21 protein-coding genes and 3 pseudogenes are annotated in these 21,142 nt (G+C 67.7%); 14 read left to right on the forward strand and 10 right to left on the reverse strand.

What is annotated here, in order from left to right; all coding sequences use genetic code 11:
* Positions 1–1,071 precede the first annotated feature (1,071 nt).
* Positions 1,072–1,206: pseudogene (locus ACFY1J_RS42095) on the reverse strand (IS3 family transposase); the annotation flags it as partial.
* 117 nt (positions 1,207–1,323) lie between these two features.
* Here ACFY1J_RS42095 and ACFY1J_RS42100 point away from each other — a divergent pair.
* The 3 genes from ACFY1J_RS42100 to ACFY1J_RS42110 all read left to right on the forward strand — a co-directional run bounded on the left by ACFY1J_RS42100 (position 1,324) and on the right by ACFY1J_RS42110 (position 4,814).
* Positions 1,324–1,695: a BlaI/MecI/CopY family transcriptional regulator gene (locus tag ACFY1J_RS42100; protein WP_390713346.1), complete on the forward strand. Its 372-nt coding sequence runs from the start codon at positions 1,324–1,326 to the stop codon at positions 1,693–1,695.
* A gap of 662 nt (positions 1,696–2,357) precedes the next feature.
* Complete coding sequence (locus ACFY1J_RS42105) at positions 2,358–3,215, forward strand: C40 family peptidase (RefSeq protein ID WP_390713341.1); 858 nt, start codon at positions 2,358–2,360, stop codon at positions 3,213–3,215.
* A 558-nt stretch (positions 3,216–3,773) separates the two neighbouring features.
* Complete coding sequence (locus tag ACFY1J_RS42110) at positions 3,774–4,814, forward strand: NlpC/P60 family protein (RefSeq protein ID WP_390713342.1); 1,041 nt, start codon at positions 3,774–3,776, stop codon at positions 4,812–4,814.
* Between the two features lie 64 nt (positions 4,815–4,878).
* Here ACFY1J_RS42110 and ACFY1J_RS42115 read toward each other — a convergent pair whose 3' ends face one another.
* From ACFY1J_RS42115 to ACFY1J_RS42150, 8 genes and pseudogenes are all read right to left on the reverse strand, one after another.
* The gene (locus ACFY1J_RS42115; protein ID WP_390713343.1) at positions 4,879–5,658 is read right to left on the reverse strand and encodes a polysaccharide deacetylase family protein; all 780 of its coding nucleotides are present in this window, start codon (positions 5,656–5,658) and stop codon (positions 4,879–4,881) included.
* Between the two features lie 250 nt (positions 5,659–5,908).
* Positions 5,909–7,552, reverse strand: coding sequence for a multicopper oxidase family protein (locus ACFY1J_RS42120; protein ID WP_390733064.1), 1,644 nt, complete (start codon positions 7,550–7,552; stop codon positions 5,909–5,911).
* A 100-nt stretch (positions 7,553–7,652) separates the two neighbouring features.
* Positions 7,653–8,108, reverse strand: coding sequence for a hypothetical protein (locus ACFY1J_RS42125; protein WP_390733065.1), 456 nt, complete (start codon positions 8,106–8,108; stop codon positions 7,653–7,655).
* A 70-nt stretch (positions 8,109–8,178) separates the two neighbouring features.
* A pseudogene (ccsA, locus tag ACFY1J_RS42130) lies at positions 8,179–8,623 on the reverse strand (cytochrome c biogenesis protein CcsA); the annotation flags it as partial.
* Between the two features lie 647 nt (positions 8,624–9,270).
* Positions 9,271–9,870, reverse strand: a complete 600-nt coding sequence (locus ACFY1J_RS42135) for a hypothetical protein (protein WP_390712773.1) — start codon at positions 9,868–9,870, stop codon at positions 9,271–9,273.
* Positions 9,871–10,186: 316 nt separating this feature from the next.
* The gene (locus tag ACFY1J_RS42140; protein WP_390712772.1) at positions 10,187–10,510 is read right to left on the reverse strand and encodes a hypothetical protein; all 324 of its coding nucleotides are present in this window, start codon (positions 10,508–10,510) and stop codon (positions 10,187–10,189) included.
* Positions 10,511–10,706: 196 nt separating this feature from the next.
* Positions 10,707–11,724 (reverse strand): annotated as a pseudogene (locus ACFY1J_RS42145) (PLP-dependent cysteine synthase family protein).
* Positions 11,725–11,928: 204 nt separating this feature from the next.
* Complete coding sequence (locus tag ACFY1J_RS42150; RefSeq protein WP_390712771.1) at positions 11,929–12,393, reverse strand: hypothetical protein; 465 nt, start codon at positions 12,391–12,393, stop codon at positions 11,929–11,931.
* A gap of 316 nt (positions 12,394–12,709) precedes the next feature.
* Here ACFY1J_RS42150 and ACFY1J_RS42155 point away from each other — a divergent pair, with 316 nt between their 5' ends.
* The 3 genes from ACFY1J_RS42155 to ACFY1J_RS42165 all read left to right on the forward strand — a co-directional run bounded on the left by ACFY1J_RS42155 (position 12,710) and on the right by ACFY1J_RS42165 (position 14,677).
* On the forward strand, positions 12,710–13,054 hold the full coding sequence (locus tag ACFY1J_RS42155) for a BlaI/MecI/CopY family transcriptional regulator (protein WP_390712770.1): 345 nt from the start codon (positions 12,710–12,712) through the stop codon (positions 13,052–13,054).
* Between the two features lies 1 nt (position 13,055).
* Complete coding sequence (locus ACFY1J_RS42160; RefSeq protein ID WP_390733066.1) at positions 13,056–13,928, forward strand: M56 family metallopeptidase; 873 nt, start codon at positions 13,056–13,058, stop codon at positions 13,926–13,928.
* Between the two features lie 80 nt (positions 13,929–14,008).
* A complete protein-coding gene (locus tag ACFY1J_RS42165; RefSeq protein WP_390712768.1) occupies positions 14,009–14,677 on the forward strand; it encodes a class I SAM-dependent methyltransferase in 669 nt (222 codons plus the stop codon).
* Between the two features lie 263 nt (positions 14,678–14,940).
* Here the strand turns inward: ACFY1J_RS42165 and ACFY1J_RS42170 are convergent, their stop codons facing one another.
* A complete protein-coding gene (locus tag ACFY1J_RS42170; protein WP_390712767.1) occupies positions 14,941–15,261 on the reverse strand; it encodes a metal-sensitive transcriptional regulator in 321 nt (106 codons plus the stop codon).
* Between the two features lie 224 nt (positions 15,262–15,485).
* On the opposite strand from ACFY1J_RS42170, the gene ACFY1J_RS42175 reads away from it, so the two are divergent.
* The 8 genes from ACFY1J_RS42175 to ACFY1J_RS42210 all read left to right on the forward strand — a co-directional run bounded on the left by ACFY1J_RS42175 (position 15,486) and on the right by ACFY1J_RS42210 (position 20,984).
* Positions 15,486–16,583, forward strand: coding sequence for a DUF475 domain-containing protein (locus tag ACFY1J_RS42175; protein ID WP_390733067.1), 1,098 nt, complete (start codon positions 15,486–15,488; stop codon positions 16,581–16,583).
* 183 nt (positions 16,584–16,766) lie between these two features.
* Positions 16,767–17,054 carry a hypothetical protein gene (locus tag ACFY1J_RS42180; protein ID WP_390712765.1) on the forward strand — a complete coding sequence of 96 codons (288 nt, stop codon included), beginning with the start codon at positions 16,767–16,769 and terminating at the stop codon, positions 17,052–17,054.
* Between the two features lie 154 nt (positions 17,055–17,208).
* Complete coding sequence (locus ACFY1J_RS42185) at positions 17,209–17,472, forward strand: DUF2933 domain-containing protein (RefSeq protein ID WP_390712764.1); 264 nt, start codon at positions 17,209–17,211, stop codon at positions 17,470–17,472.
* Between the two features lie 57 nt (positions 17,473–17,529).
* On the forward strand, positions 17,530–17,781 hold the full coding sequence (locus tag ACFY1J_RS42190) for a hypothetical protein (protein ID WP_390733068.1): 252 nt from the start codon (positions 17,530–17,532) through the stop codon (positions 17,779–17,781).
* Complete coding sequence (locus tag ACFY1J_RS42195) at positions 17,781–18,479, forward strand: methyltransferase family protein (protein ID WP_390712762.1); 699 nt, start codon at positions 17,781–17,783, stop codon at positions 18,477–18,479. Before ACFY1J_RS42190 ends, ACFY1J_RS42195 begins: the two co-directional genes overlap by 1 nt.
* Complete coding sequence (locus ACFY1J_RS42200; protein ID WP_390712761.1) at positions 18,479–18,766, forward strand: hypothetical protein; 288 nt, start codon at positions 18,479–18,481, stop codon at positions 18,764–18,766. The genes ACFY1J_RS42195 and ACFY1J_RS42200 overlap by 1 nt, the downstream gene beginning before the upstream one ends.
* Positions 18,767–18,867: 101 nt before the next feature.
* Complete coding sequence (locus tag ACFY1J_RS42205; RefSeq protein ID WP_390712760.1) at positions 18,868–19,494, forward strand: ATP-binding cassette domain-containing protein; 627 nt, start codon at positions 18,868–18,870, stop codon at positions 19,492–19,494.
* A complete protein-coding gene (locus tag ACFY1J_RS42210; protein WP_390733069.1) occupies positions 19,491–20,984 on the forward strand; it encodes an ABC transporter permease in 1,494 nt (497 codons plus the stop codon). The genes ACFY1J_RS42205 and ACFY1J_RS42210 overlap by 4 nt, the downstream gene beginning before the upstream one ends.
* The last annotated feature ends 158 nt before the right edge of the window (positions 20,985–21,142 follow it).

Here is a 21,142-nt window from a genome sequence, read left to right on the forward strand (position 1 = left end):
GGGTATTTACGTGGTGCTGGCACTTGCTCGTGGATCTCCTTACGCCAAGATCATAGACCTGGCTTCAAGGACTCTACGGAACCGGGGGCAGCTCATACACCGCGGCGAAGACCCCGGTGAGGAATGCGCCTATCAACACGACGTCCCGCCCCGGAAATGTGAAGGGGAGGACCTTCCATAGCCCGCCGATCGTGAGTACCACAGCAGTCGAGGCTGAGCGCGCCAAGTGCTGCCGTGGAGCACCGCAACAGCGCGCGCAATTCATCGAGCCGCTGCCCCACCGAACCAGATGTGTCGACCGCCTCAAGCATCTCTCCGATCCAGCGGAGCAGCTCGGCTACCAGCCAGAGAACGACAACGGACGGCACAGCGGCGATGAGCCCGACAAAGACGACCACCCCGACACGCACCTGAAGTGCGGCTCACCAGGGATGAGGCACCCAACACAGGGATCAAAGAGGAAGCAAGACGGCGGGCCGTCCACCGTGACCAAGGTGCCCCCGATCGTTGCGGCGTACAGAACGGCAAGCGCAAACATGACGGGCACGCGGACGACAGGGACAGCTGCAGGGAAAAGGACACGAAGGGTACCGACAAGGCTGAGGCTCCGCACGCAGAGGGCGGTCCACAGCGCAAAGGTGAAGCCCACCCAGACGCTCCACGCACTGAAGTCATCCGTATGGGTCCACCGCCAGGCGGGGCCGCGGCTCTGGCCGACCTGAAACAGTGCGAACCCCGCCGCTGCGGGGAGCAGCACCAACAGCGAGTAGACAGCCGGTGACCGCAGCCACGGTGGCATCACAGGCCTCCGCGCTTGCCACTGCCGGACACTGCCAGTCGAACAATCCCTCACCAGACCGCCGCCTTGCCATCGAGTCTGCTATTTCTGATGAAGCGGAATAGACCTGACAAAGAGGCCAGCGGCGTGTCGCTGGTAAGCCCTTGGGACTGGCGGGGGAAAAATGGCGGCAGCCGTCGGGAGCCCATTGCGGGGCTACGAAGACGGTAATGAGCCTTTTCCATCCTCGTTCTGAGCTGACCAGATGGAGGGTGAGGACAGCTCGGACGAGGCTCGGCCTTGAAGGTGCCGTTGACGGCCTCGGCCATAGCATTGTCGTACGAGTCCGCGACGGAGCCCACCGACGCCGCAGCGCCGACGTCCATCAGCCGTTCGCTGTAGCGGATCGACACGTATTGCCCGGTTCGCATCGGACGCCCACCTCCAGGGGAGGGCACTCGATACCGCGCCTGACAGCCCCTCCGGCAAGTCCGTCGCCATCTACGATGGCGGTAAGCACCACGGTGGAGAAGGAGAAACTGGTCATGCGACGGCTCGGGGACCTGGAGGCGGAGATCATGGACCGCCTGTGGCGGTGGAGGCGCCCGGCGACCGTGCGCGAGATCGTCGACGACATCAACCGGACGCGGCCCGTCGCATACACCACCGTGATGACCGTCGCGAACATCCTCCACGGCAAGGGCTGGCTGCTTCGCGACCAGAAAGAAGGCCGCGCCTGGCTGTACGAACCGGTCCGTAGCCGCGAGGAGTATGCCGCCGCCCTCATGGAGGACGCCCTCGAAACCAGCGAGGACCGCCCCGTGGCGCTCGCCCACTTTGTAGGCCAGATGTCACCGGCCGAACTGAGCGCGCTGCGCAGAGCCCTGCGCGGGGTCGGAAAGCGCACGAACCCGTAGGCGCCTTCGTCCTCGTCGGCTAACGGTTGCCGCCTCGTCCCGTGCCACAGCCGCGCTGGAGCCCGCCAAGTGGAAGACAGGCATCCCCCAGGTATGAGGCGCCACCGGTCGCGCTTGTCTTCTCCTACAGCGATCTGCGTCACCTCGACTTGAACGCGGACATGGCGTGATCCTCCAGGCACCGCTAATCGGGGCAGAGCGCATTATACGGCCCAATTGACGCCAAAGCGCTGCAGTTCGGAGTCCTGGCCTGAAGGCCCGGGAGCAACCGCACAGCCGCCGGACGGCGACCGACCCTGGTCGCCAGACAAAAAGAACGCCATGGCCGTCCCGGTTCTCCGCTCGATGACGGCCCAACGTCGCCCCTCGTCGACCGCGCAACACCGCCGGAGCAATCGGACCCCCGCGAAGCTCGAGATGCCACGACACGGCCCGGTCCAGGCACAGACCCGCACGCACACATCACCCGTGACCTCGACCACATCCACGAGAGTCGCCCGGGAAGCAGGCTGGCCAACGGCTCCAAGCAGTGATATGCGCGGGGCAATTCGGGCGTAACGGCGGGACCCCTTGATCACGGCTTGATCACCGGCGTCCACAATGTCCGTTACGACGTCAACAAGGGACAGGCACCCGGGGTTCGAGGTCTCAATTGAGTAGATGTGACGCAGCGCACGTTTCTTGAAGGCATGAAGGAGACCCTGGTACCGGTTGTCCCCATGCCCCACACCGCTCACACACTCAGCCACCGGAAGCCCCGCCGCGGCACGCCGGCCCCCGCGATGCGGGCCGGAGTTGCCAGTGGTGTCCTCAGCACCCTGGCAGTGGCCGGTGCGTCCACCTCGTCGGCGAACGCGGCTGAGCCGGTGACGCAGACCGTCGAACTGCCCACCCTGACGGCCGACCTGGCCGCCCAGGTCGCCCAGTCCGCGGACGCCACACAGCAGGCCGCCGCGAACTACGAGCTGCAGGCCGAGCGTGACGCGGCCGCCGCAAAGGCCGCGAAGCAGGCCAAGGCGGACCTTGCCGAGGCGAAGAAGAAGGCGGAGGCCAAGAAGAAGGCCGCCGAGGAAGCCCGCAAGGCCGCCGCCGAGCGCGCCTCACGTAACGCCGACCGGACCACGCTCTCCACCTCGGCAAGCTCCTCCAACAGGTCCACGGCAAGTGGTTCGGCTGCGGCGGTCATCGCCTTCGCCCGGGCACAGATCGGTGACGCCTACGTTCTGGGCGCCACCGGCCCAAACTCCTGGGACTGCTCCAGCCTCCTGCAGGCCGCCTTCAAACAGGCCGGCATCAGCCTCCCGCGCGTATCCCAGGACCAGTCGACCACAGGCACCCCCGTTTCCCTCAGCAACCTTCAGCCAGGCGACATCCTCTACTGGGGCAGCGCCGGCAGGGCCTACCATGTAGCCCTCTACGTGGGTGACGGCAAGTTCGTCGGCGCCGAGAACCCCTCCACGGGCATCGTCGAGAAGCCGCTCTCCTGGTCCCCGCCCACCGGCGCAGTCCGGGTGCTCTGAGGCACCCTCGCGAGCAGCCGTACGGAGGGAAGGGCCGCAGCCGTTCGGAGGCCGCGGCTCTTCCTGGCTCATCTCAGGCGTAGGCGTCGCAGGTCGTCGCAGGCTCCTGCCGTGCGATGGCATCCAGCTCTCGGGGGACCCCCGAGCGGACAAGGTCGGCCCACGCTTCGGTGATCACCCACTGGCGAGCGCCGAGCTGCATCAGTTGCACGACCGGCTCCGCGCACGGGCCTGCTGGGGACGAAACGGTCGAGCCGCCGACGAGCGAGGCGAGATTCCCTCGATCACATCGATCCGCCACCTTCGCGAAAGATGTCTGAATAGTGGCGCTGGTGCGACGCAGCGTCAACCACGCCCTACCGCCTGCAACTTAAGCACCTGGAATGCACGTAACTACTAAGTTTTTTAGCTCCAGAGTTTGAACTGAGCACAAGACAATCACTAGGGTCTAGGTCGAACCTTCGCACGGGTGATCACTCACAACGGGTGAGTGACGGCGGAGGGCACCGCCCGCCGACGTGTCGGTAGGCGGCTGAAGGAAGAAGGAGTTCGTCCTCCGTGGCGTCCCATCGTCGACCCAAGCAGCCGAGCCGCACTCGTGTGACCGTGCTGACCACTGCGGCCGCCGCTGCCGTCGCCCTGAGCGCGAACGCCGCCAACGCCGCACCGAGCGCAAAGCCGAGCAAGGACGAGGTCAAGTCCAAAGTCGACAAGCTGTACGAAGAGGCCGAGAAGGCCACCGAGGAGTACGACGGGGCCAAGGAAAAGCAGGGGAAGCTCCAGAAGGAGATCTCCGCCATCCAGGACAACGTCGCCCGAGGCCAGGCGGCGCTCAACAAGCTGCGCGAGGGCCTCGGTTCGCTCGCCACCGCCCAGTACCGCTCCGGCGGCATCGACCCCTCGGTGCAGCTCTTCCTGTCCTCCGACCCGGACAACTACCTCGACAAGGCCTCGACGCTCGACCAGTTGAGCAGCCAGCAGGTCCAAGCGCTGAAGAAGGTCCAGGACAAGCAGCGCGAGCTCGCCCAGCAGCGAGCCGAGGCCGCCGAGAAGCTGAAAGACCTCGCCTCCACTCGCGCCGAGCTCGGCAAGAAGAAGGAGGAAGTCCAGGGCAAGCTCGCCGCGGCGCAGAAACTCCTCAACTCCCTTACCGCACAGGAGAAGGCGGCCCTGGCCGCCGAGGAGAGCCGCGCCAGCCGTACCAGTGAGCGAACCGTGCTCAACGGGAATGCCAGCACGGCTTCGGGTCGCGCCGGAGCCGCCTACTCAGCCGCTCAGAGCAAACTCGGCTCGCCCTACGTCTATGGCGCCTCCGGCCCGTCCTCCTTCGACTGCTCGGGCCTCACCTCATGGGCTTACGCCCAGGCCGGCGTCTCCATCCCACGCACCTCTCAGGCACAGGCCAACATAGGCACCCGCATCTCCTCGGCGAGCGACCTCAAGGTCGGCGACTTGGTCTTCTTCTTCAACGACCTGCACCACGTCGGCCTTTACGCGGGCAACGGCCAGATCCTGCACGCACCGCGCACCGGCACGGTCGTCCGCTATGAGTCGATGGACACCATCGGCGGACCGTTCATGTTCGGCGTCCGTGTCTGACTGTGACCCTCCAAGATCGACGCGGCACGCTGCGCCGCCGGCGTACTGGATACCCCCGTAGGGCTCAGGGCCGGTAGACCATCCCCGGCTGTGGCTTGGCGGGGGCGAGCAGCTGCGACACAGTGACGATGGTGTAGCCACGCTGTTTGAGCGCCTTGAGGATGCCCGGGACGGCAGGCACGGTGCCCTTGTGCAGGTCGTGCAGCAGGATGATGCCGTCGCGGTGAGTCTGGTCGAGCACCCGCTTGGTGATCAGGGCCGAGTCGGTCGTCTCGTAGTCCTTGGCCGTGACGCTCCACAGCACCTGCGCCAGGCCCAACTCTCTGCAGACCTTGGCAACCTTGCGGTCGGTACGGCCCTGTGGCGGACGCATCAGGTTGGGCTTGGTGCCGATGATTTTCTCGATGTCGTTCTGCGTGCGCGTCAGCTCCTGACGGACCTCGTCCGCATCGATCTGCGTCAGGACCTTGTGGTTCCAGGTATGGTTGCCGATTTCGTGTCCCTCGTCAGAGATGCGACGGAGGATCTCGGGGTACTTCCCGATGTGGCCCTCGCCCTGTACGAAAAACGTCGCGTGCAGTTGCTCCCGCTTCAGGATGTCCAGCAGCCCAGAGGTCGTCCGACTGGGTCCACCGTCGAAGGTGAGGGCCACGCACTTCACCAAGCGGCAATCCACGTCCCCGGACACCGATCCCGAAGCCTTATTCCGGGCGGCGCGCGGCGAGGTGTGATCGTAGGTCGTGATCGTCAGGGCAAGAATCAGCGCGATCGTCAGGACGACGGTCACGGCTGTCGCAAGGGCGATGAGTGTTCGCAACCGCCGTATTCGCGCGTAGCGGGGCACGGGAGACCTTTCCCTGGATCGGGTGATTGCCGACGTGCTGATTGACGGCGATTCCGGTCCGTAGGTTCATCCGCGCGAGTGTGTTCCGTGGCTGTCGTGTAGAGCGGTTGTCCAGCGAGGACCACGGAAGAGGGTGGGACACAGCTTGTTGAGGTCGAGAAGTGGCCCATCCGGTGAACGGCTGCACCGAAGCCCTTCCACTGACTCGCTCGGGGGAGCGGGCAGGCTGGCCCGCTCCCCCCTCGCTCTGTCAGGCCTGGTAGGCCACGAGTGCCATCATCCCGGCTTCACCGTGATACGCGTTGTGACAGTGCAGCATCCACTGGCCGGGGTTGTCCGCATCGAAGTGGACGGACACCGTCTTCTTCGGCAGCACGATCGAGGTGTCCTTGCGCGGGCCGTCCGTGCCGAGCTGGTAGGTGTGGCCGTGCAGGTGCATCGGGTGCCACATAGTGGTCTTGTTGACGAAGTCCAAGCGGATCCGCTGCCCCTGCTCGACGAGGATGGGATTCGCGGTCGGGTGGTTCATGTCGAACCGCTTGCCGTTGATGGCCCAGTTGTACTTGTCCATCCCACCGGTCAGTTCGATGCGGTGGACCCGGTCGGCCTTCTTCGTCTCCAGCCGCACGTCCTCGGCCGCCTTCAGCTGGGAGGCGGTCATGATCATGCCGTCCAGTTCCTTCGGGCGGACCGTCGGCTTCGGTGCGCTGCCGGAGCCCGTACGGACCAGCGCCATGCCGCTAGCGTCCTTACCCTCGGCAAGGGCGACCAGCGGGAAGACGCCGTCGGCGAGGGTGACCAGGACGTCGTACCGCTCCCCCATGCCCACCAGCAGGGCGTCTACCTGCTGATGCTCGACCGGGAAACCGTCGGTGTGGGTGATGGTCAGCTTGTGGCCGCCGAGCGCGACCCGGTACGCCGTGTCGCCGCCCGCGTTGATGATGCGCAACCGAACCCGCTTGCCGGGCTTGCCGGTGTAGACGTCCGGGTCGGCCGGTACCCGGCCGTTGACCAGGTGGTACGGGTACTTGACGTCGCCGGCGTCTCCGCCGAGCAGGTTGCTCTCGGCGCCCATGAGCATGAACTTCATCGACATGCCGCCGGAGGCGGTCGGCGACGCGCTCGCCTTGTCCGAGGTCCCGCCGCTCATGCTCATGTTGCTCATGTCCATCCCGCCCATGTCCCCCATGTCGTCGGAGGACGAGCTGCTCGGACTGGCGCTGGAGCTGCCCATGTCCATGCCGCCCATGCCCTGCCTGAGTTCGGCGAAGACCTCGTCAGGGGTCCCCGTGACGCCGTCGACCCAGTCGTCCAGTACAACGACCCACTCGTCGTCGTACTGCAACAGCTCCTTGGGGTCCTCGACGATGAGCGGGGCATACAGGCCGCGGTCGAGCTGGACGCCGACGTGCGGGTGGAAGAAGTAGGTACCCGGGGTGTCGGCTATGAAGCGGTAGGTGAAGTTGCGGCCGGCCCGTACGGCGGCCTGGGTGGCCGGAGGCACGCCATCCATGTCGGAGCGAGGGGCGATGCCGTGCCAGCGGATGGAGGTCGTGGTCTTGTTCGGCAACTGGTTGGAGAGCTCGGCGGCGAGTGTGTCGCCGGCGGACAGGCGCAGTTCCTTGCCCGGCGTCCGGCCGCTGAACGCCCAGCTCTTGACCATGACCCCGCCACCGAGGTCGAGCATGGCCGATGCGGCGGTCAGGGTCACGTTCTGCACCTTGCCGGTGCTCTTGCGCTTCTTGTCGGTGGCGGCGACCACCTTGCTGCCGGGGCTGACCAAGGAGGGGCTGCCGTTGGAGCCGCCGGATCCGCTGCTGCACGCGGCAAGCGCACCGGCGCCCGCGACGCCGAGCCCAGCCAGCAGGACGGAGCGGCGGTTGATGCTGTTCATGATGGAAGTCCTCTTGTCTCTATGCCGTTGGTTGGACCGCGCGCGGGCAGCACCGCTCACGTATGCATGGGGAACGCGGCGGCGGCTCGCAGAATGCGGCCTAAATCAACAGGCGGGAGAGGACGGAGAGATCCGGTGGCGCACGGTGTGACGCGCCGAGCAGACCACGCCCGGAAAGCACGCCGTAGGAGATGTCGGCTCGGCCGACGTGGGCAGCGGCAGGCGGTGGCGCGAGTTTTGCCGTGCTGACGTCTCCGGCCGAGCAGTGCTGCATGCCGGGGCCCGAGCAGGCGCCGCCGTCAGCGTCCATGGCCGTGTTCGCGGCCTGCAGTGCCGTGCCGTGACTGGTCGAGGCGGCCGTCGTCGTCATGGCCATGGCCGCGGAGGTGTGGTCCATGCCGGCCATCACGCTCATGGCACGGGCAGGCATGGCCGTGGAAGTCGTGTCGTGGTGGATGAGGACAGCGAGTGCTGCGAGCAGCGCCACGAGGACGGCCCACGCGCAGCGCACGGCACTGCCAGGGGGTCCCGCCCGCCGGTCTGTGGCTGTCGTCATCGCTTTCCGTACCCACTGCTTCATCTGACAGGACTCGCCCACTATACCCGGTAGGGGTATCTCGTCCACTGACTTCAGCATACGAATGCAGTCCCGTGATGAAGATGTTCACTCCGTAGTAGTTAAAGACGAACCGGCGAAGGCGACCAGGCCTAGGTACGCGGCCCGACGGCCCTTCCAGCCTGCTGGCGCCCGGGCGTGCAGGTACGCGGCGTACGCGACCCAAGCAATGGACACCCAGGTCTCCTTCGGGTCCCAGCCTCAGTAGCGGCCCCAGGCGGCACCCGCCCACACAGCGCCCGCGATGACTGCGAAGGTCCACGGCGGGAACACCAGGACGTTGAGCCGGTAGGAGAGCTTGTCCAACGTCACGGCCGAGGTCAGGCGGCTCCACACCGTCGCCAGCCGTCCACCCCCGCGGCCGCGGCGACGGCCGTCTCCCAGCGGTCCCGGCCCAGGAAGAGGAGGGTGACGATCGCGACGAAGACGTGGATCCGCAGCCAGCACGAGTGCAGCTGTCCTGATCGACCGGTCCGGGCGCATCACGGCCGGATCATCGGCCCCACGTAGTACAACACCCTGAACACCGTGGTCAGGGAGCAGGCGGCCGAAAGGCCGGGCACGGGTGTGACGGCGTGACCGTCGTTTCCGCTTCTTGGTCATAGGCCTCGGCTCCGAAGCAGTAGCCACGCAAAACCAACCCTGAAGTCCGGCCGGAACCGGCAAACCATGCATCCGTGTTCAAATGGCGCACTCACCCGGGAAAGTAACTGGTATGTACGGTGATCCCAGTACGGGCGAAAGCACGGAACCCCCACCCTCGAACGCGTTCGCACCCGTGCCGTCATGCTGGATGTGCGCCGTGATCGACGCGGTCGCCCGGGCGGCATGGCACGGCGAGGACGGACTTGATCTGCGGGACTGGCTGTCAGTGACAGCCAGTGGAATGCGGCACCGCATGAACGACCACGGCCTACAAGCAGCAGTCACGGCATCACACGGGCCTCGCCGATAACCATCCCGCCCCCGCGCGCCCGACGAGCCGGAGCTTGTTCCGGAGCCGTTCGAGAGCGGTCGCACGGCCCACACGTTGGCCCGTCTGGAATGAGCGACCGACATTGCAGGGCTGCATCCGCGTCACACACAGCACGCCGGCGCCCCGTCACATGCCGGGCATCCCTGACATGCTGCTACTTGCGCCGGACGTGCTCCCGGTCGAACCGGAGCCGCCAGCCATGTCTGCTTTCTTGCCCACCGGCGTCACGGCGTACCACGTGCCGCTCTTGCCCTGCCCGTTCATCTCACCGGCCTTGGTGTCGCCCATGTAGCGGTACAGCGGCCAGCCGGCGAGGGTGACCTGCTTCATGCCGTCGGAGCGGGTCACGGTGCCGACCTTGGCCTGCAGGCCCATCGCCTGGACACTGCCGTCCGCCATGACCGGCATCCACGTCTTGGCGCAGTCGTCGGTGCACATCGACATGGAGGGGGACGCCTGGTCCTTGTCGTAGCGGTAGAGCGTCCAGCCCTTGGCGTCGGTGACCACCGTCCCCATGCCGGACATCTTCTTGGCCATCAGCATGTTGGTGCTGACCATGCCCATACCGCTGGCGGCAGTGGACGTGCCACTGTCGGCCGGAGCAGTGGCCGCCGGCGTAGCAGCGCCGGTGTTGGCGGAGTTGTCGGTGGACGAGCCACACGCCACCAGGAGCAGCGCGGATGCGACGCCCGAGGCCATGGCGAGAGCGATGCGGTGCCGGGACACGGAGTTCTCCCTTGTAGTGTCACCTGTATCTACTGACGCACTTAGTACGTTCTCCCCTCTGTCGACCGTTCAGCCACAGGCAACACATGACGAAGCCTTTACCCGGGATCGCAGACGTGCGGTGGGCCAAGGCTTCTTGACGAGATGGCAGCGGGGCCGGCAGCCCAGGGCGCTGCCCTACGCCCGACCGACAAATAGCTGTTGAAAACGGGCTGGCTCCGATGCACGCGTGCTCGGCCCTCGCCAGGACGGCGGCACACTGGCGCTCAGTGGGTCGCCACGAGTCCACGAGGTGGGGCAGCCGCCATGTTCCCGGTCACGAGGCCACCACCGTGAGCTCTGGTTCGGGCCGCGCGGCCAGGCAGCCCGAGCGCGCCAGCAGCCCGACACACGCGGCGCAGAAGGCGCCCCTCGCCGCGAGCACCCACCAGGTCAGCTCCGGGTGCCCCAGGCGGTCGGCGGCGTCCCAGATGGCACCTGTGGTCAGGTTGCCCAGGGTGATGCCCAGGCCGGCGACGGTGTTGTACAGCCCGTAGTGGGTGGTGACCAGGCGTCCACCGGCGAGGGAGACGACGGTGTCCATCTCGAACGGATAGACCATCGCGGTGCCCAGACCCAGCAGGGCGACCGCCGCGAACAACGGTGTCAGAGCGGCGGCCCACGTCAGTGGGCCTGAGTCCCGGGTGACCGGTCCGCATCGCTGAGCAGGGGAAGGAAGGCCACACCCATGAGCGCGATGCCACACACGATCGCGCTGGGACGACCAGCGTGCCCGAGCCCATGCGGTGATCTTCAGTTGGCCGGCCACGGCGAACGGAACTGGGTGGCAAGGGACTTCATCGCGCGAACCCCTCCGGCACCGTGACGTTGGTGCAGCGTGTCCAGTGCTCCACCCTGCGCTCCCCGGAATGTGCGATCTCGTCCGGGTCGGAGGCCGGGAAGCGCCCGAGCAGGTCGTGCTCGCGGCAGTAGGCGTCGCTGTAGACGGTGTTCCAGTACCGGTGCACACCGTCGGGGAAGATCGCCGCGATGCGGGTGCGCTCGGGCTCCGTACGGGCCATCCAGTTCGCCACGAGCGCGACGGCACCCACGCTCCAGCCGCCGCTGGCGTAGTGACCACGAGCCAGTTCGCGGCAGGTCCACACCGCCTCGCCCGGTGCCACCCAGTGGACCTCGTCGAAAGCCGCGTGGTCGACGTTGGCTGGATGGATGCTGCTGCCCAGCCCGCGCATGAGGCGCGGTCCGGCCGGCTGGCCGAAGACAGTGGAGTTCACCGAGTCGACGCCCACGAGCTTCAGCTCCGGGTTGAAGATGCGCAGGGTGCGGGCGATGCCGGCCGAGTGGCCGCCGGTCCCCACGGCGGCCACCAGGACGTCGATCCGGCCGAGCTGGACGACGAGTTCGAGGCCGAGTAGGGCATAGGCCGCCACGTTGTCGGGATTGTTGTACTGGTCGGGCCACCAGGCCGAGGGAGTACGCGCGAGCAGCTCGCGCACGCGCATGCGGCGCGCCTCCTGCCAGCCGCCGGACGGATGAGGCTCAGGGACAACGTCCACGTGCGCACCGAGCGCACGCAGCTGGTGCACCATCAGCGGCTCCATGCCGGGATCGGTGACCAGGGTGACCGTACGTGATCCCGGCCAGCGCCAGGCCGAGACCGAGGGTTCCGCTGGTGGACTCGATGACCGGGGCGCCCGGCGTGAGGTCGCCCCGCTTGCGGGCTGTAGCGACCATATGGAGCGCCGGGCGGTCCTTGATGCCGCCCGGGTTGGCGCTCTCCAGTTTCGCCCAGAAGCCACGGCCCGCTGGGTTGAAGGGCTCCCCGATCCACAGGACGGGGGTGTTGCCGACCATGCCGGCCGGTGACCGGCACGGGGCTCCGGCCGGTTCGGGGAGTTCGTGCGCCGCGAGGGATGAGGTGATGTCGTGCGACGTGATGCTGCGCAGAGCAGTGCTCATGTGGGGGTCCTCTCGCGGCCCCGCTCACGTTGGCGCCACGTGTCTGCCGTACGGGTAAATGTGCCGGAGGGCCCGGCGGTTCACGCCGGGCGGGCACAGTCAGGTACGGCTGACGCAGACCAAGTTCAGCAGGTGGGAGCCGCCGGGAGTCGGCACGGCCGCCCAGTCCCCTCCCCCTGGCGGGGCGCCGGACGTCTCGGGGTCCACCACGCGGTGCCCCAGGGAGAGCAGCGCAATCAACATGAACGCCAGGAGCAGAGTCCCGGCGGGTACACGCGTGTCGGCGGGCCAGTCGGCAGGATCGCAGCACGCGATGCCGTGCTCCGGATGCTCGTCCACTCCGTGGATCAGGGCCCAGTCGGCCGTCTCCCATGCGGACCGCAGGCTGTCCGCTCCGGACTCCTCGTGCACAGCTGACGCGGCCATCACCGTGGCGTGCGAGTGTCCCTCGGCCGGGTGCGCGGCGCAGGCGACGACGTGGGTCAGGAGCATGAGCACCAGACCTACGAGGAGGGCGAGGGCCGGCTTGCGCACCCCCGCGCAGCCGGCAGATTCCTGCGGCATGCGACAGATCGTAAGTGAATCATCACACTTTGGCAGCTTTCAATCACGTATAGGTGAGGAGTCCCGTCCCTCATGAACTGGGTGGAGCGTCACAACGCGGGGAATGGTGAACCGGTCAGCGTCACTTCACCGCCGGCCACGAGGTCCTCGCGGACTGGCGGGCGCCGACGCGCGGAACACACACGAAGAGGCACCAACGGCGGGAGCCGGTTGGGGCCGACCGAGCTCGCTGACGGTGATATTCCGTCAACTGCTACCGGGGCAGGAATGCGTACTACCCTTTCGTAGTAGCGAAACGTCGGGAAGGTGATCGCGGGTGGCTCTGGGGACGCTGGAAGGCGAAGTCATGCGAGCCTGCTGGGAGGCCGGGACGCCGGTGACCGTCCGCGAGGTGCTCGACAGGATCAACGCGGACCGAAAGCAGCCGCTCGCGTACACCACCGTGATGACGGTGATGAGCCGCCTGGCCGAGAAGGGCATGCTGGACCGCACCCCGCAGGGGCGCGGGTACGCGTACACGGCCGCCGTCCCGGATGAGGCAGCGATCGCCGTGCGCGAGGTGTTGCGGGAGTACGGCGATGCCGCCGTCGTACGTTTCGCCACCGAGGCATCGTTGGATGAGGAGCTGCGGGAGCGGCTTCAGGTACTGCTGGAACAGTGACGTGAACGGCAATCGGGCGTTCTGGGCTTTGGTCACCGCAGCAGTGGTGATCCGTGCCACGGTCGTCTTCCTCGCATGCTGCCTCATGATCGCACTGAGCTGGCAGATCACCCATCACGGCGCGGACGTCCTGCGGTCAGGCAGGGCGTGGGCAGGTGCGGCGCTCCTCACGCTTTCGGCCGTGGGAACTGCGCGGTCTGCCCGACGGCTGTGGCATGGACTGCGTGCTGCCCGGACCGTCGACGTACGGCTCCGCACCCTGAGCGTTGATGAATCTCCAGCCGTTCGCGCCACAGTCCGGAAGGCCGGCCTCACCGCTCGGGTGGAAGTCGTCGAGGACACCGTCCCGTTCGCGTTCACCCATGGGCTGCTGCGTCCCCGGGTGGCGGTCAGCAGCGGGCTCGTGACGTCGGCGACATCCGCCGAACTGCAGGCGGTCCTGGCTCATGAGGCGGAGCACGCTCGAGGTCGCGACCCGCTCAGGACGCTCATCGCGAACGTTCTGGCAGTGCGGCACTTCACGCTCCCTCTGCTCGAACACCTGAGGACCGTGTTCAGCGCCGAACGCGAACTGGCGGCCGACCGGTGCGCGGTGACGCACTGCGGCGTCGGCGCGGTGGCGGGAGCACTGCTGAAGGTAGGCGGTACACCACAGTGGGCGCACAATGCCCCAGCCGCCGCCATGGGAGGCCGCAGCCTGCTCGAGGCGCGGATCCGTCAACTGGAGGGGAAGGACGCGCCGTACTCCGCCCGCGCGGGCCGTTTGCAGGTGGCCTTGACTGCGGCCGGGGGCGCTCTCCACGTCTGGGCGATCGCCGGTTCCGCCTGGCTGGTCGCGACGACTCCGTTGGCCTGCATGTTCGGAGGCCACTGACCTCCAACTACTACGAGGAGATAGTATTTACTACGTCAGCGTAGTAGCTTGGCTTCCTGCGGCCCGAGAGGAGTCATCGCATGCCCGCTGTCGCTCACCGGCAGAAGCCCGTGAAGAATCCGCTCTTCGCCCGTATCTATCCGAGGATCAATGCCTTCGCCGAAGCCCACGGCGGACTGGAGCACCGCCGGGAACTTCTTGCCGGCGCCACTGGCCGGATCGTAGAGATCGGCGCGGGTAACGGCGCGAACTTCCAACACTACCCACCGGCGGTGGAGCAGGTCATCGCCGTGGAACCCGAGCCGCGTCTGCGCGGGCTCGCCGAGCAGGCAGCGGCCAAGTCCTCGATGCCCGTGGAGGTACGCGCCGGCCGGGCCGAGGCACTCCCCGTCCCAGACGCCTCCGCCGACGGGGTCGTGGCCTCCCTTGTCCTGTGCACCGTCGCCGATGTTCCCGCGGCGCTTGCCGAGGCCAACCGTGTCCTGCGGCCGGGCGGACTCCTCTACTTCTACGAGCACATCCGCTCGACGCGCCCCGGGCTGGCGAGGAGGCAGCGCATCGTCAACGTGGTGTGGCCGCTGCTGGGCGGCGGCTGCAACCTGACCCGGGATCCGGAGTCGGCGATCACGGCCGCAGGATTCGTCATCGAGCGGGCGCGACACTTCGACTTCCTGATCAACGGCCGCACCACACCGAGCTCCCCATGCGTCATCGGTGTCGCCCGGAAGCCCGAGACGCCTTCGCAATGAGGGGAATTCACCCGCGTCGCCCTCAGCCTCCTCCTCGCCGCGGGGCTGTCGCCCTTGACCCGAGAGAGCACGCCGTGGAGACCCTCAAGGACCGATACGTACACGGAGAGATCGACTACTACGAGTTCCAGACCCGGTTGGACGGGCTCATCATGCGCTGATGTGGCCGAGCAGACTACAGAACGCGGGCGGTACCGCCGTGCTTCACTACAGACCGGCATGCACCACCCATGGGAAGGGTCGACGCATCGGACCCGGCTCGATCACATCCGCGTCAACCGACGTATGGCGAGGGAGAGTTCGTCGAGCTTCGTCTCCGCTTCCTCGGGTCCCGAACGGGCCGCGTCCAGGACGCAGTGTCTTACGTGATCATGGAGCAAACCCAGCGCAACCTCCTTGAGGGCCCGGGTGACGGCGCCGATCTGGGTGACGACGTCGATGCAGTACCGGTCCTCGTCGACCATGCGCGTCACCCCGCGCACCTGGCCTTCGATCTTGCGCAGCCGGGACAGGTGATCGGCCTTCTGGCCGTGGTAACCGGGTGGCGCGGCAGCCTGCGGAACGCGCCCTGGGGCTGCGGTCATCTCCGTACCCCTCCTCTCCGTCTCTCCGCATGAACGCACATACAAAAGGTGCGTATTCAATCCTGACCATGAACACCTCCCCCACGTAGGGGCCTGCCGTCCCGTCCGCAGGGCCGACAGACCCCTGTGCGTGGCGCTGCGCGTGACAGGACGGTGGCAGGCACTGCGCACGCCACGCGGTCTCCGGTCCCCGACCGTACGGGCCCCTGAAGAGATGAGTCCCGATGAGCGCCCTGCGAACCTTCGGCTGGTCCTTCGGTGTCACCACTGTGGGTCTTGCCGTCGCCCTGCTCGTCTGGGGGCCGGGAGGACTGGCCGCGGTGGCCGTGCTCGGGGTACTGGAAGTGTCGCTGTCGTTCGACAACGCCGTGATCAATGCCACTGTGCTGCGCCGGATGAGCGCCTTCTGGCAACGGATGTTCCTGACGGTGGGCATTCTGATCGCCGTCTTCGGGATGCGGCTATTCCTCCCGCTCCTGGTGGTCTCCGCCGCCACTCGCCTCAGCCCGGGCTCCGTCCTCGACATGGCGGTCAGCGATCCTGACGCCTACGCCGAACACCTCGACCACGCACACCCGGCCATCGCCGCCTTCGGTGGCATATTCCTTCTGATGATCGCCCTCGACTTCCTGCTCGCCGAGCGGGACGTCCACTGGCTGGCACCCGTGGAACGCACCCTGGCGAGGGCCGGGCGGCTCGACCGCCTCGCGGTGCTCCTCGCACTCGGCATTCTGCTGGCCGCAGCCGTCACGCTGGCAGGAGCCGCCCGTACCACGGTGCTGGTCGCCGGACTGCTGGGGCTTCTGACCTATCTGACGGTCGGTGGCCTGTCCCAGTACTTCGAACAGCACGACCGCGAGGGCGGAGACGGTGGCCCGGGGCCCGCGGCCACTGCCGGCAGGGCCGCCTTCTTCCTGTTCCTCTACCTCGAGATGCTCGATGCCTCGTTCTCGTTCGACGGCGTGGTGGGCGCGTTCGCCGTCAGTCAGAACATCTTCCAGATCGCCCTTGGCCTGGGCATCGGCGCGATGTTCATCCGCTCACTGACCGTGCATCTCGTACGCAAGGGCACTCTGGACGACTACGTCTACCTGGAACACGGGGCGCACTACGCGATCGCCGCGCTCGCCCTCATCCTCTTCCTGACGATCCGCTACGACGTGCCCCAGGCAGTCACCAGCGGGATCGGAGTCGCTCTCATTCTGGCCTCGTTCCTCTCCTCGCTGGTCCGCAACCATCGCGACCGAGCGGCTGACCGGGCGGTCGCGACGCCGGAAGGCGATGAACGGCGCACACCTCCGAAGGAACCCATGACCCGCTGACCGGTTCCGCATCGCCGGAACAGGCACCCGACAGGGCCGTTCGGTCCACTACTAAGGACTTTAGCTCCCTGTGGTGCGGCATGCCGTCGGAGCCACGGTGGAGAGGTCCGTAACTACCTGTGGCAAAGGCGCTGGTCACGATGACCGGTCCACCGGCCCACTCCTCCATGAAGAAAGGCAGATGTGTCGACGCTGATCGGGGTGAGCCTGCTGACGTGGGTGGTTCTGGACACCGCACGACGAGCCTTCTTCGCACGCGGCCGGTGCGGCGTCCTGCTGGCCCGGCTCGGCGGTCGGCGTGCCGCGGCCGGTGCCACCGAGTGCCATCTGGCGAGGCTGCTGCTGACGGGACGTATCGATCGCGCCGCCTACCGCCGGGCAATCGCCGAGCTGGCTCACAGGAGCAGCCGTCCGGACGTACGCGTCCCGGCGCTGCGCCGTGTCCGCGGCGCCCGGGGATGGACGACGTGAGGCAAGCAGGGCCGTCCGGCCCTCCCCATTGGGGAACATCGGCCCTCCCGCACAGCACGCTCAGCCCCTACCTGCCAACGGACAACAGGCTCACGCTTGAAATAGACCACCCCTACCGGGTGGAGGTATTCGAGATAGTCGAGGAGGCGACGTCATGACTAGGGACAAGCGACCGCTGTACGCCATCGCCGCGGCGATCTTGGTCGTCGGGCTGGTGGCTCTGGGCGTGCCCATCGGCACGATCATCTTCCTGGCCATCCTGGCCGGCTGCCCGCTGATGATGTTCTTCATGATGCGCGGCATGCACGGCGAGGACATGCATGGCGGGCACGACCAGACGGACCAGTCTGTCGACGATGACCGCGATCCCCTGCGCAAGCGGGATCACCGACACCCCTACGGTCATGGCCGAGCCTAGGACGGAGCGGGGACGAGGCTGCTTCCACCGCCGCACGAATCCGGTGAAGGCTGAGTCATGAGTGCCCTGGCGGCGCTCCTGGCCGGCTCGCTGATCCTGACTGCCGTGTTCTACGAAATGGCCCGCATGGTGACGCCGAGCGAAAGCCGCCTCCCGCCCCTGGCCCGGCTCCGGGGCCGTCGCGCCGCGCTGGAGAGCGCCGAGAGGTGGCTCGTGGGCCTGCGGCTGCACGGCCGGATCGACGCGGACGCCTATCGCACAAGAATGCACAACCTCGCTGCCGGAGAACGCACCCCAAGGAGGAAGTGATGGCTGACGCCGCATACGGCCTGTGGCCGCTGGTGGTGCTCAACACCCTGCTGTTCATCGCCTTCGCCGCGAGCTTCTTCCACCCGAAGAGCAAGCGGGACTGGCGGGCGATGGGCGCCTACAGCGCCTTTCTGGTGGCGCTGTTCACCGAGATGTACGGCACCCCGCTGACGATCTACCTGCTGGGCAGCTGGCTGGGCTCGCGCTTCCCGCTGCTGAAGGACACCCATGCGGGCGGCCACCTGTGGAACGACCTGACCGGCTGGACCGGCGACCCGCACCTCAGCCCCTTCCACCTCGCCAGCTATGTCGCCATCGGCGCCGGCTTCTGGCTGATCGCTGCCGCGTGGAAGGTGTTGCACGAGGCCGCTCAGCACGACTGGTTGGCCACCACGGGGCTGTACGCCCTCGTGCGGCACCCGCAGTACGACGGCTTCCTGCTCATCATGATCGGTTTCCTGCTGCAGTGGCCGACCATCCCGACCCTGATCATGTTCCCGGTCCTGGTGTACGTGTACGCCCGGCTGGCCCGCAGCGAGGAACGCGAGGTCGCCGCCCGGTTCGGTGAGCAGTGGACCGCGTACGCGGCACGGACACCGGCGTTCTGGCCGAAGCTGCGCCATCGGCCACCAGTCGACCGCAGGCCGACGGTGGTGTCCGCGGGCCGCATCGGCCCGCGGCCCGGAGGTGAGCGGTGATGACGGTACTGACCTGGGTCCTGATCGCCGTCGGCCTCGTGATCGTCGCAGCGTGCGGCGTCCGGGTGCACCGTGTGGGCGGTCCGTCGTGGCAGGTGGCGATTGCTCTGCCGGTGGCTGGTGTACTCGCCCTCCCCGGGCTCCTGGCCGAGGACGCGCCCGCGGCCGCCTGGGGCCTGTGGGGTGCTACCACTATCACTGCCGCCCTGGTCTACGCCGTCGGAGACACCCTGCGCGACCTGCCGCCTCGCACGCGAACGGCGTCCGAGACCGGGAGCCGGCCGTGAGCGGCGGGGAGCTCCGGAAAACGCAGACCAGCGGGTCGCGGCAGGCAGACGCGGCGCCCGGCCCCGCGGCAGAACCAGCGCGGGCAACCTCCTTCCGTACCGTGCTGGAGGCGACCGGCATCGAGAAGACCTACCGGCGCGGCGTATGGCCGGCCCGGCACCGGACAGCAGTGCTGCGCGGCGTCGACCTCACCCTGGGCGCCGGTGAAGTGGTCGGCATCGTGGGCGAGAACGGCTCCGGTAAGAGCACCCTGATGAAGATCCTGGTCGGGGCGCTGGCCGCCGACGCCGGTACCGTGACGCACACCGGGAACCTGGGCTACTGCCCGCAGGAGCCGGTCGTCTACGAACGCCTCACCTGCGACGAACACTTCGAGCTGTTCGGCCGCGCCTACGCCATGACCGGCGAGGCCGAGCGCCGCTCGCGCCGGGAGATCTACGCGGCCCTCGGCTTCGAACGCTACGCGAGCACCCGCGCGGACCAACTCTCCGGCGGGACCCTGTCCAAGCTGAACCTGGGCCTGGCGCTGCTCGCGGACCCGGAAGTGCTGCTGCTGGACGAGCCGTACGCGGGCTTCGACTTCGACACCTACCTCAAGTTCTGGAACCTGGTCGGCGAGCGCCGCCAGGCGGGACGGTCGGTTCTGATCATCAGTCACTTCGTGACCGACCAGGAGCGTTTCGACCGCATTGTGGAATTGCGGGACGGTCGGGCGGTGCCCCGATGACAGCCCTGCCGTTCACCCGCCGGTTCCTCGCCGAGGCCGCACGGACCCCGGTGAATCTGCTGGTGCTCGTCCTGGTGCCGGTGGTGTTCGTGGTGGTGGCCGCGCGCCCGCTGGCGGACGCCGCCGAACTGCTCGGCGGCACCGGCGGGCCCGCCGTGCAGTCCGCCACGGCCGGATGGGCGGCGGGATTCATCGCAGCGATCGCCATGTACTTCCAAGTGCGTGCCGCCCGCGCCGCCGACCGCCGCCTGGTCCTGGCCGGGCTGACCACCCACCGCCTGGTAGCCGCCCGGATGGCCACCGGCCTGGTCCTGGCCCTGCTGGCCACTGCCGCAGCTCTGCTGGCCCTGCAGCTACGGACCGGACTCGGTGACGCCCCGGGGCGGGTACTGGCCGGAACACTGATGTACGCACTGATCTACCTGGCCATCGGGGCACTGATCGGCGCGACCGTGACCAGCCCGGTCAACGGCACCGTGCTGGTGCTGTTCGTCTGGATCCTGGACGTCTTCTTCGGGCCCGTGATGGGCGCGGCGGACCGTGCGGCGACCCGGGTGCTGCCGACGCACTTCGTGACGCTGTGGATGGTGGACTTGCCCTCCGGCCACGGCGGCCGCATCGGTGACTTGGGCTGGGCCCTGATCTGGGCCGCCGCAGCGACCGCGGTCAGCTGGATGGTGATCACCACGACGAGCCGTGTCGCCCGTCCCCGCCGCCACGCCCGGCCCGGCTCGACCACGGCCCAACTGGCCGCGGGCGTGCGAACGGGGCTGCGGGAGGCCGGCCGCAACCGGGTGCTGTGGATGCTGCTCATCGCGGTGCCCGTCCTCTTCATCCTCCTCACCGTGGCCACCACCCCCGAGGAATCCACGTCGCTGACCGTGCGCGAAGGCGGCCGCACGCTCCTCCAGCGGGCGTGGCTGCCCGACATCCACGGCGGCACCATGGCGCCGATCGCCATCGCATCCCTGGCCACGCTCGCCGGGCTGTTCACCGTCCTGGACGCCCGCGCGGGTGACCAGCGCCTTTCCCTCGCCGGGTTCCGCCCCGCAGCCCTGCTCGCCTCCCGCATGACCGTGGTGGTCCTCGGCGCGCTGCTGGCCACCGCTGCCTCTCTCGCGGTGACGGCTACTGTCTTCGACGCCCGCCAATGGGGCCTCTACATCACGGCGAACGTCCTGATCGCCCTCACCTACGGCCTCGTCGGCGTCCTGCTCGGCCCGCTGTTCGGCCGCGTCGGCGGCGTCCTCATCGCCTTCCTGGTGCCCTTCATCGACCTGGGCATCGAACAAAGCCCCATGCTTCGCCCTGCCCCGCCCGGCTGGGCACACGCCCTGCCCGGCTACGGCGCCACCCGCGTCCTGATCGACGCAGCCCTCACCCCCACCTTCGACGAAACCGGCCCCCTGCTCTTCGCCCTCGCCTGGCTGACCGGACTCACCCTCGCCGCAGCCATCCTCTTCCGCCACACCGCCACCACCTCCACGTAAAACACCCGCCCACTTGCGGGAGGCACGCCTGGATCCGCAATTCCGCTAACACTGACGACGGTTCAACGGCAGTGGCGTAGCAAATCCGCGACTGCCTCAGCAACGGTTCAGAGACGTTGCTGTCCGCATTCGCGTCAAGCTGATCCTGTGTGGGAGCG

The organism is Streptomyces sp. NPDC001406 (assembly GCF_042895285.1).
Taxonomy (GTDB): Bacteria; Actinomycetota; Actinomycetes; order Streptomycetales; family Streptomycetaceae; genus Streptomyces.

Bases quoted from the DNA above. Each gene is read 5' to 3' on its own strand.
- ACFY1J_RS42200 (WP_390712761.1), top strand. From the start codon at position 18,479: ATGACGGTACTGACCTGGGTCCTGATCGCCGTCGGCCTCGTGATCGTC.
- ACFY1J_RS42185 (WP_390712764.1), top strand. From the start codon at position 17,209: ATGACTAGGGACAAGCGACCGCTGTACGCCATCGCCGCGGCGATCTTG.
- ACFY1J_RS42175 (WP_390733067.1), top strand. From the start codon at position 15,486: ATGAGCGCCCTGCGAACCTTCGGCTGGTCCTTCGGTGTCACCACTGTG.
- ACFY1J_RS42165 (WP_390712768.1), top strand. From the start codon at position 14,009: ATGCCCGCTGTCGCTCACCGGCAGAAGCCCGTGAAGAATCCGCTCTTC.
- ACFY1J_RS42100 (WP_390713346.1), top strand. From the start codon at position 1,324: ATGCGACGGCTCGGGGACCTGGAGGCGGAGATCATGGACCGCCTGTGG.
- ACFY1J_RS42190 (WP_390733068.1), top strand. From the start codon at position 17,530: ATGAGTGCCCTGGCGGCGCTCCTGGCCGGCTCGCTGATCCTGACTGCC.
- ACFY1J_RS42210 (WP_390733069.1), top strand. From the start codon at position 19,491: ATGACAGCCCTGCCGTTCACCCGCCGGTTCCTCGCCGAGGCCGCACGG.
- ACFY1J_RS42170 (WP_390712767.1), bottom strand. From the start codon at position 15,261: ATGACCGCAGCCCCAGGGCGCGTTCCGCAGGCTGCCGCGCCACCCGGT.
- ACFY1J_RS42150 (WP_390712771.1), bottom strand. From the start codon at position 12,393: ATGCCGCAGGAATCTGCCGGCTGCGCGGGGGTGCGCAAGCCGGCCCTC.
- ACFY1J_RS42195 (WP_390712762.1), top strand. From the start codon at position 17,781: ATGGCTGACGCCGCATACGGCCTGTGGCCGCTGGTGGTGCTCAACACC.
- ACFY1J_RS42125 (WP_390733065.1), bottom strand. From the start codon at position 8,108: ATGACGACAGCCACAGACCGGCGGGCGGGACCCCCTGGCAGTGCCGTG.
- ACFY1J_RS42120 (WP_390733064.1), bottom strand. From the start codon at position 7,552: ATGAACAGCATCAACCGCCGCTCCGTCCTGCTGGCTGGGCTCGGCGTC.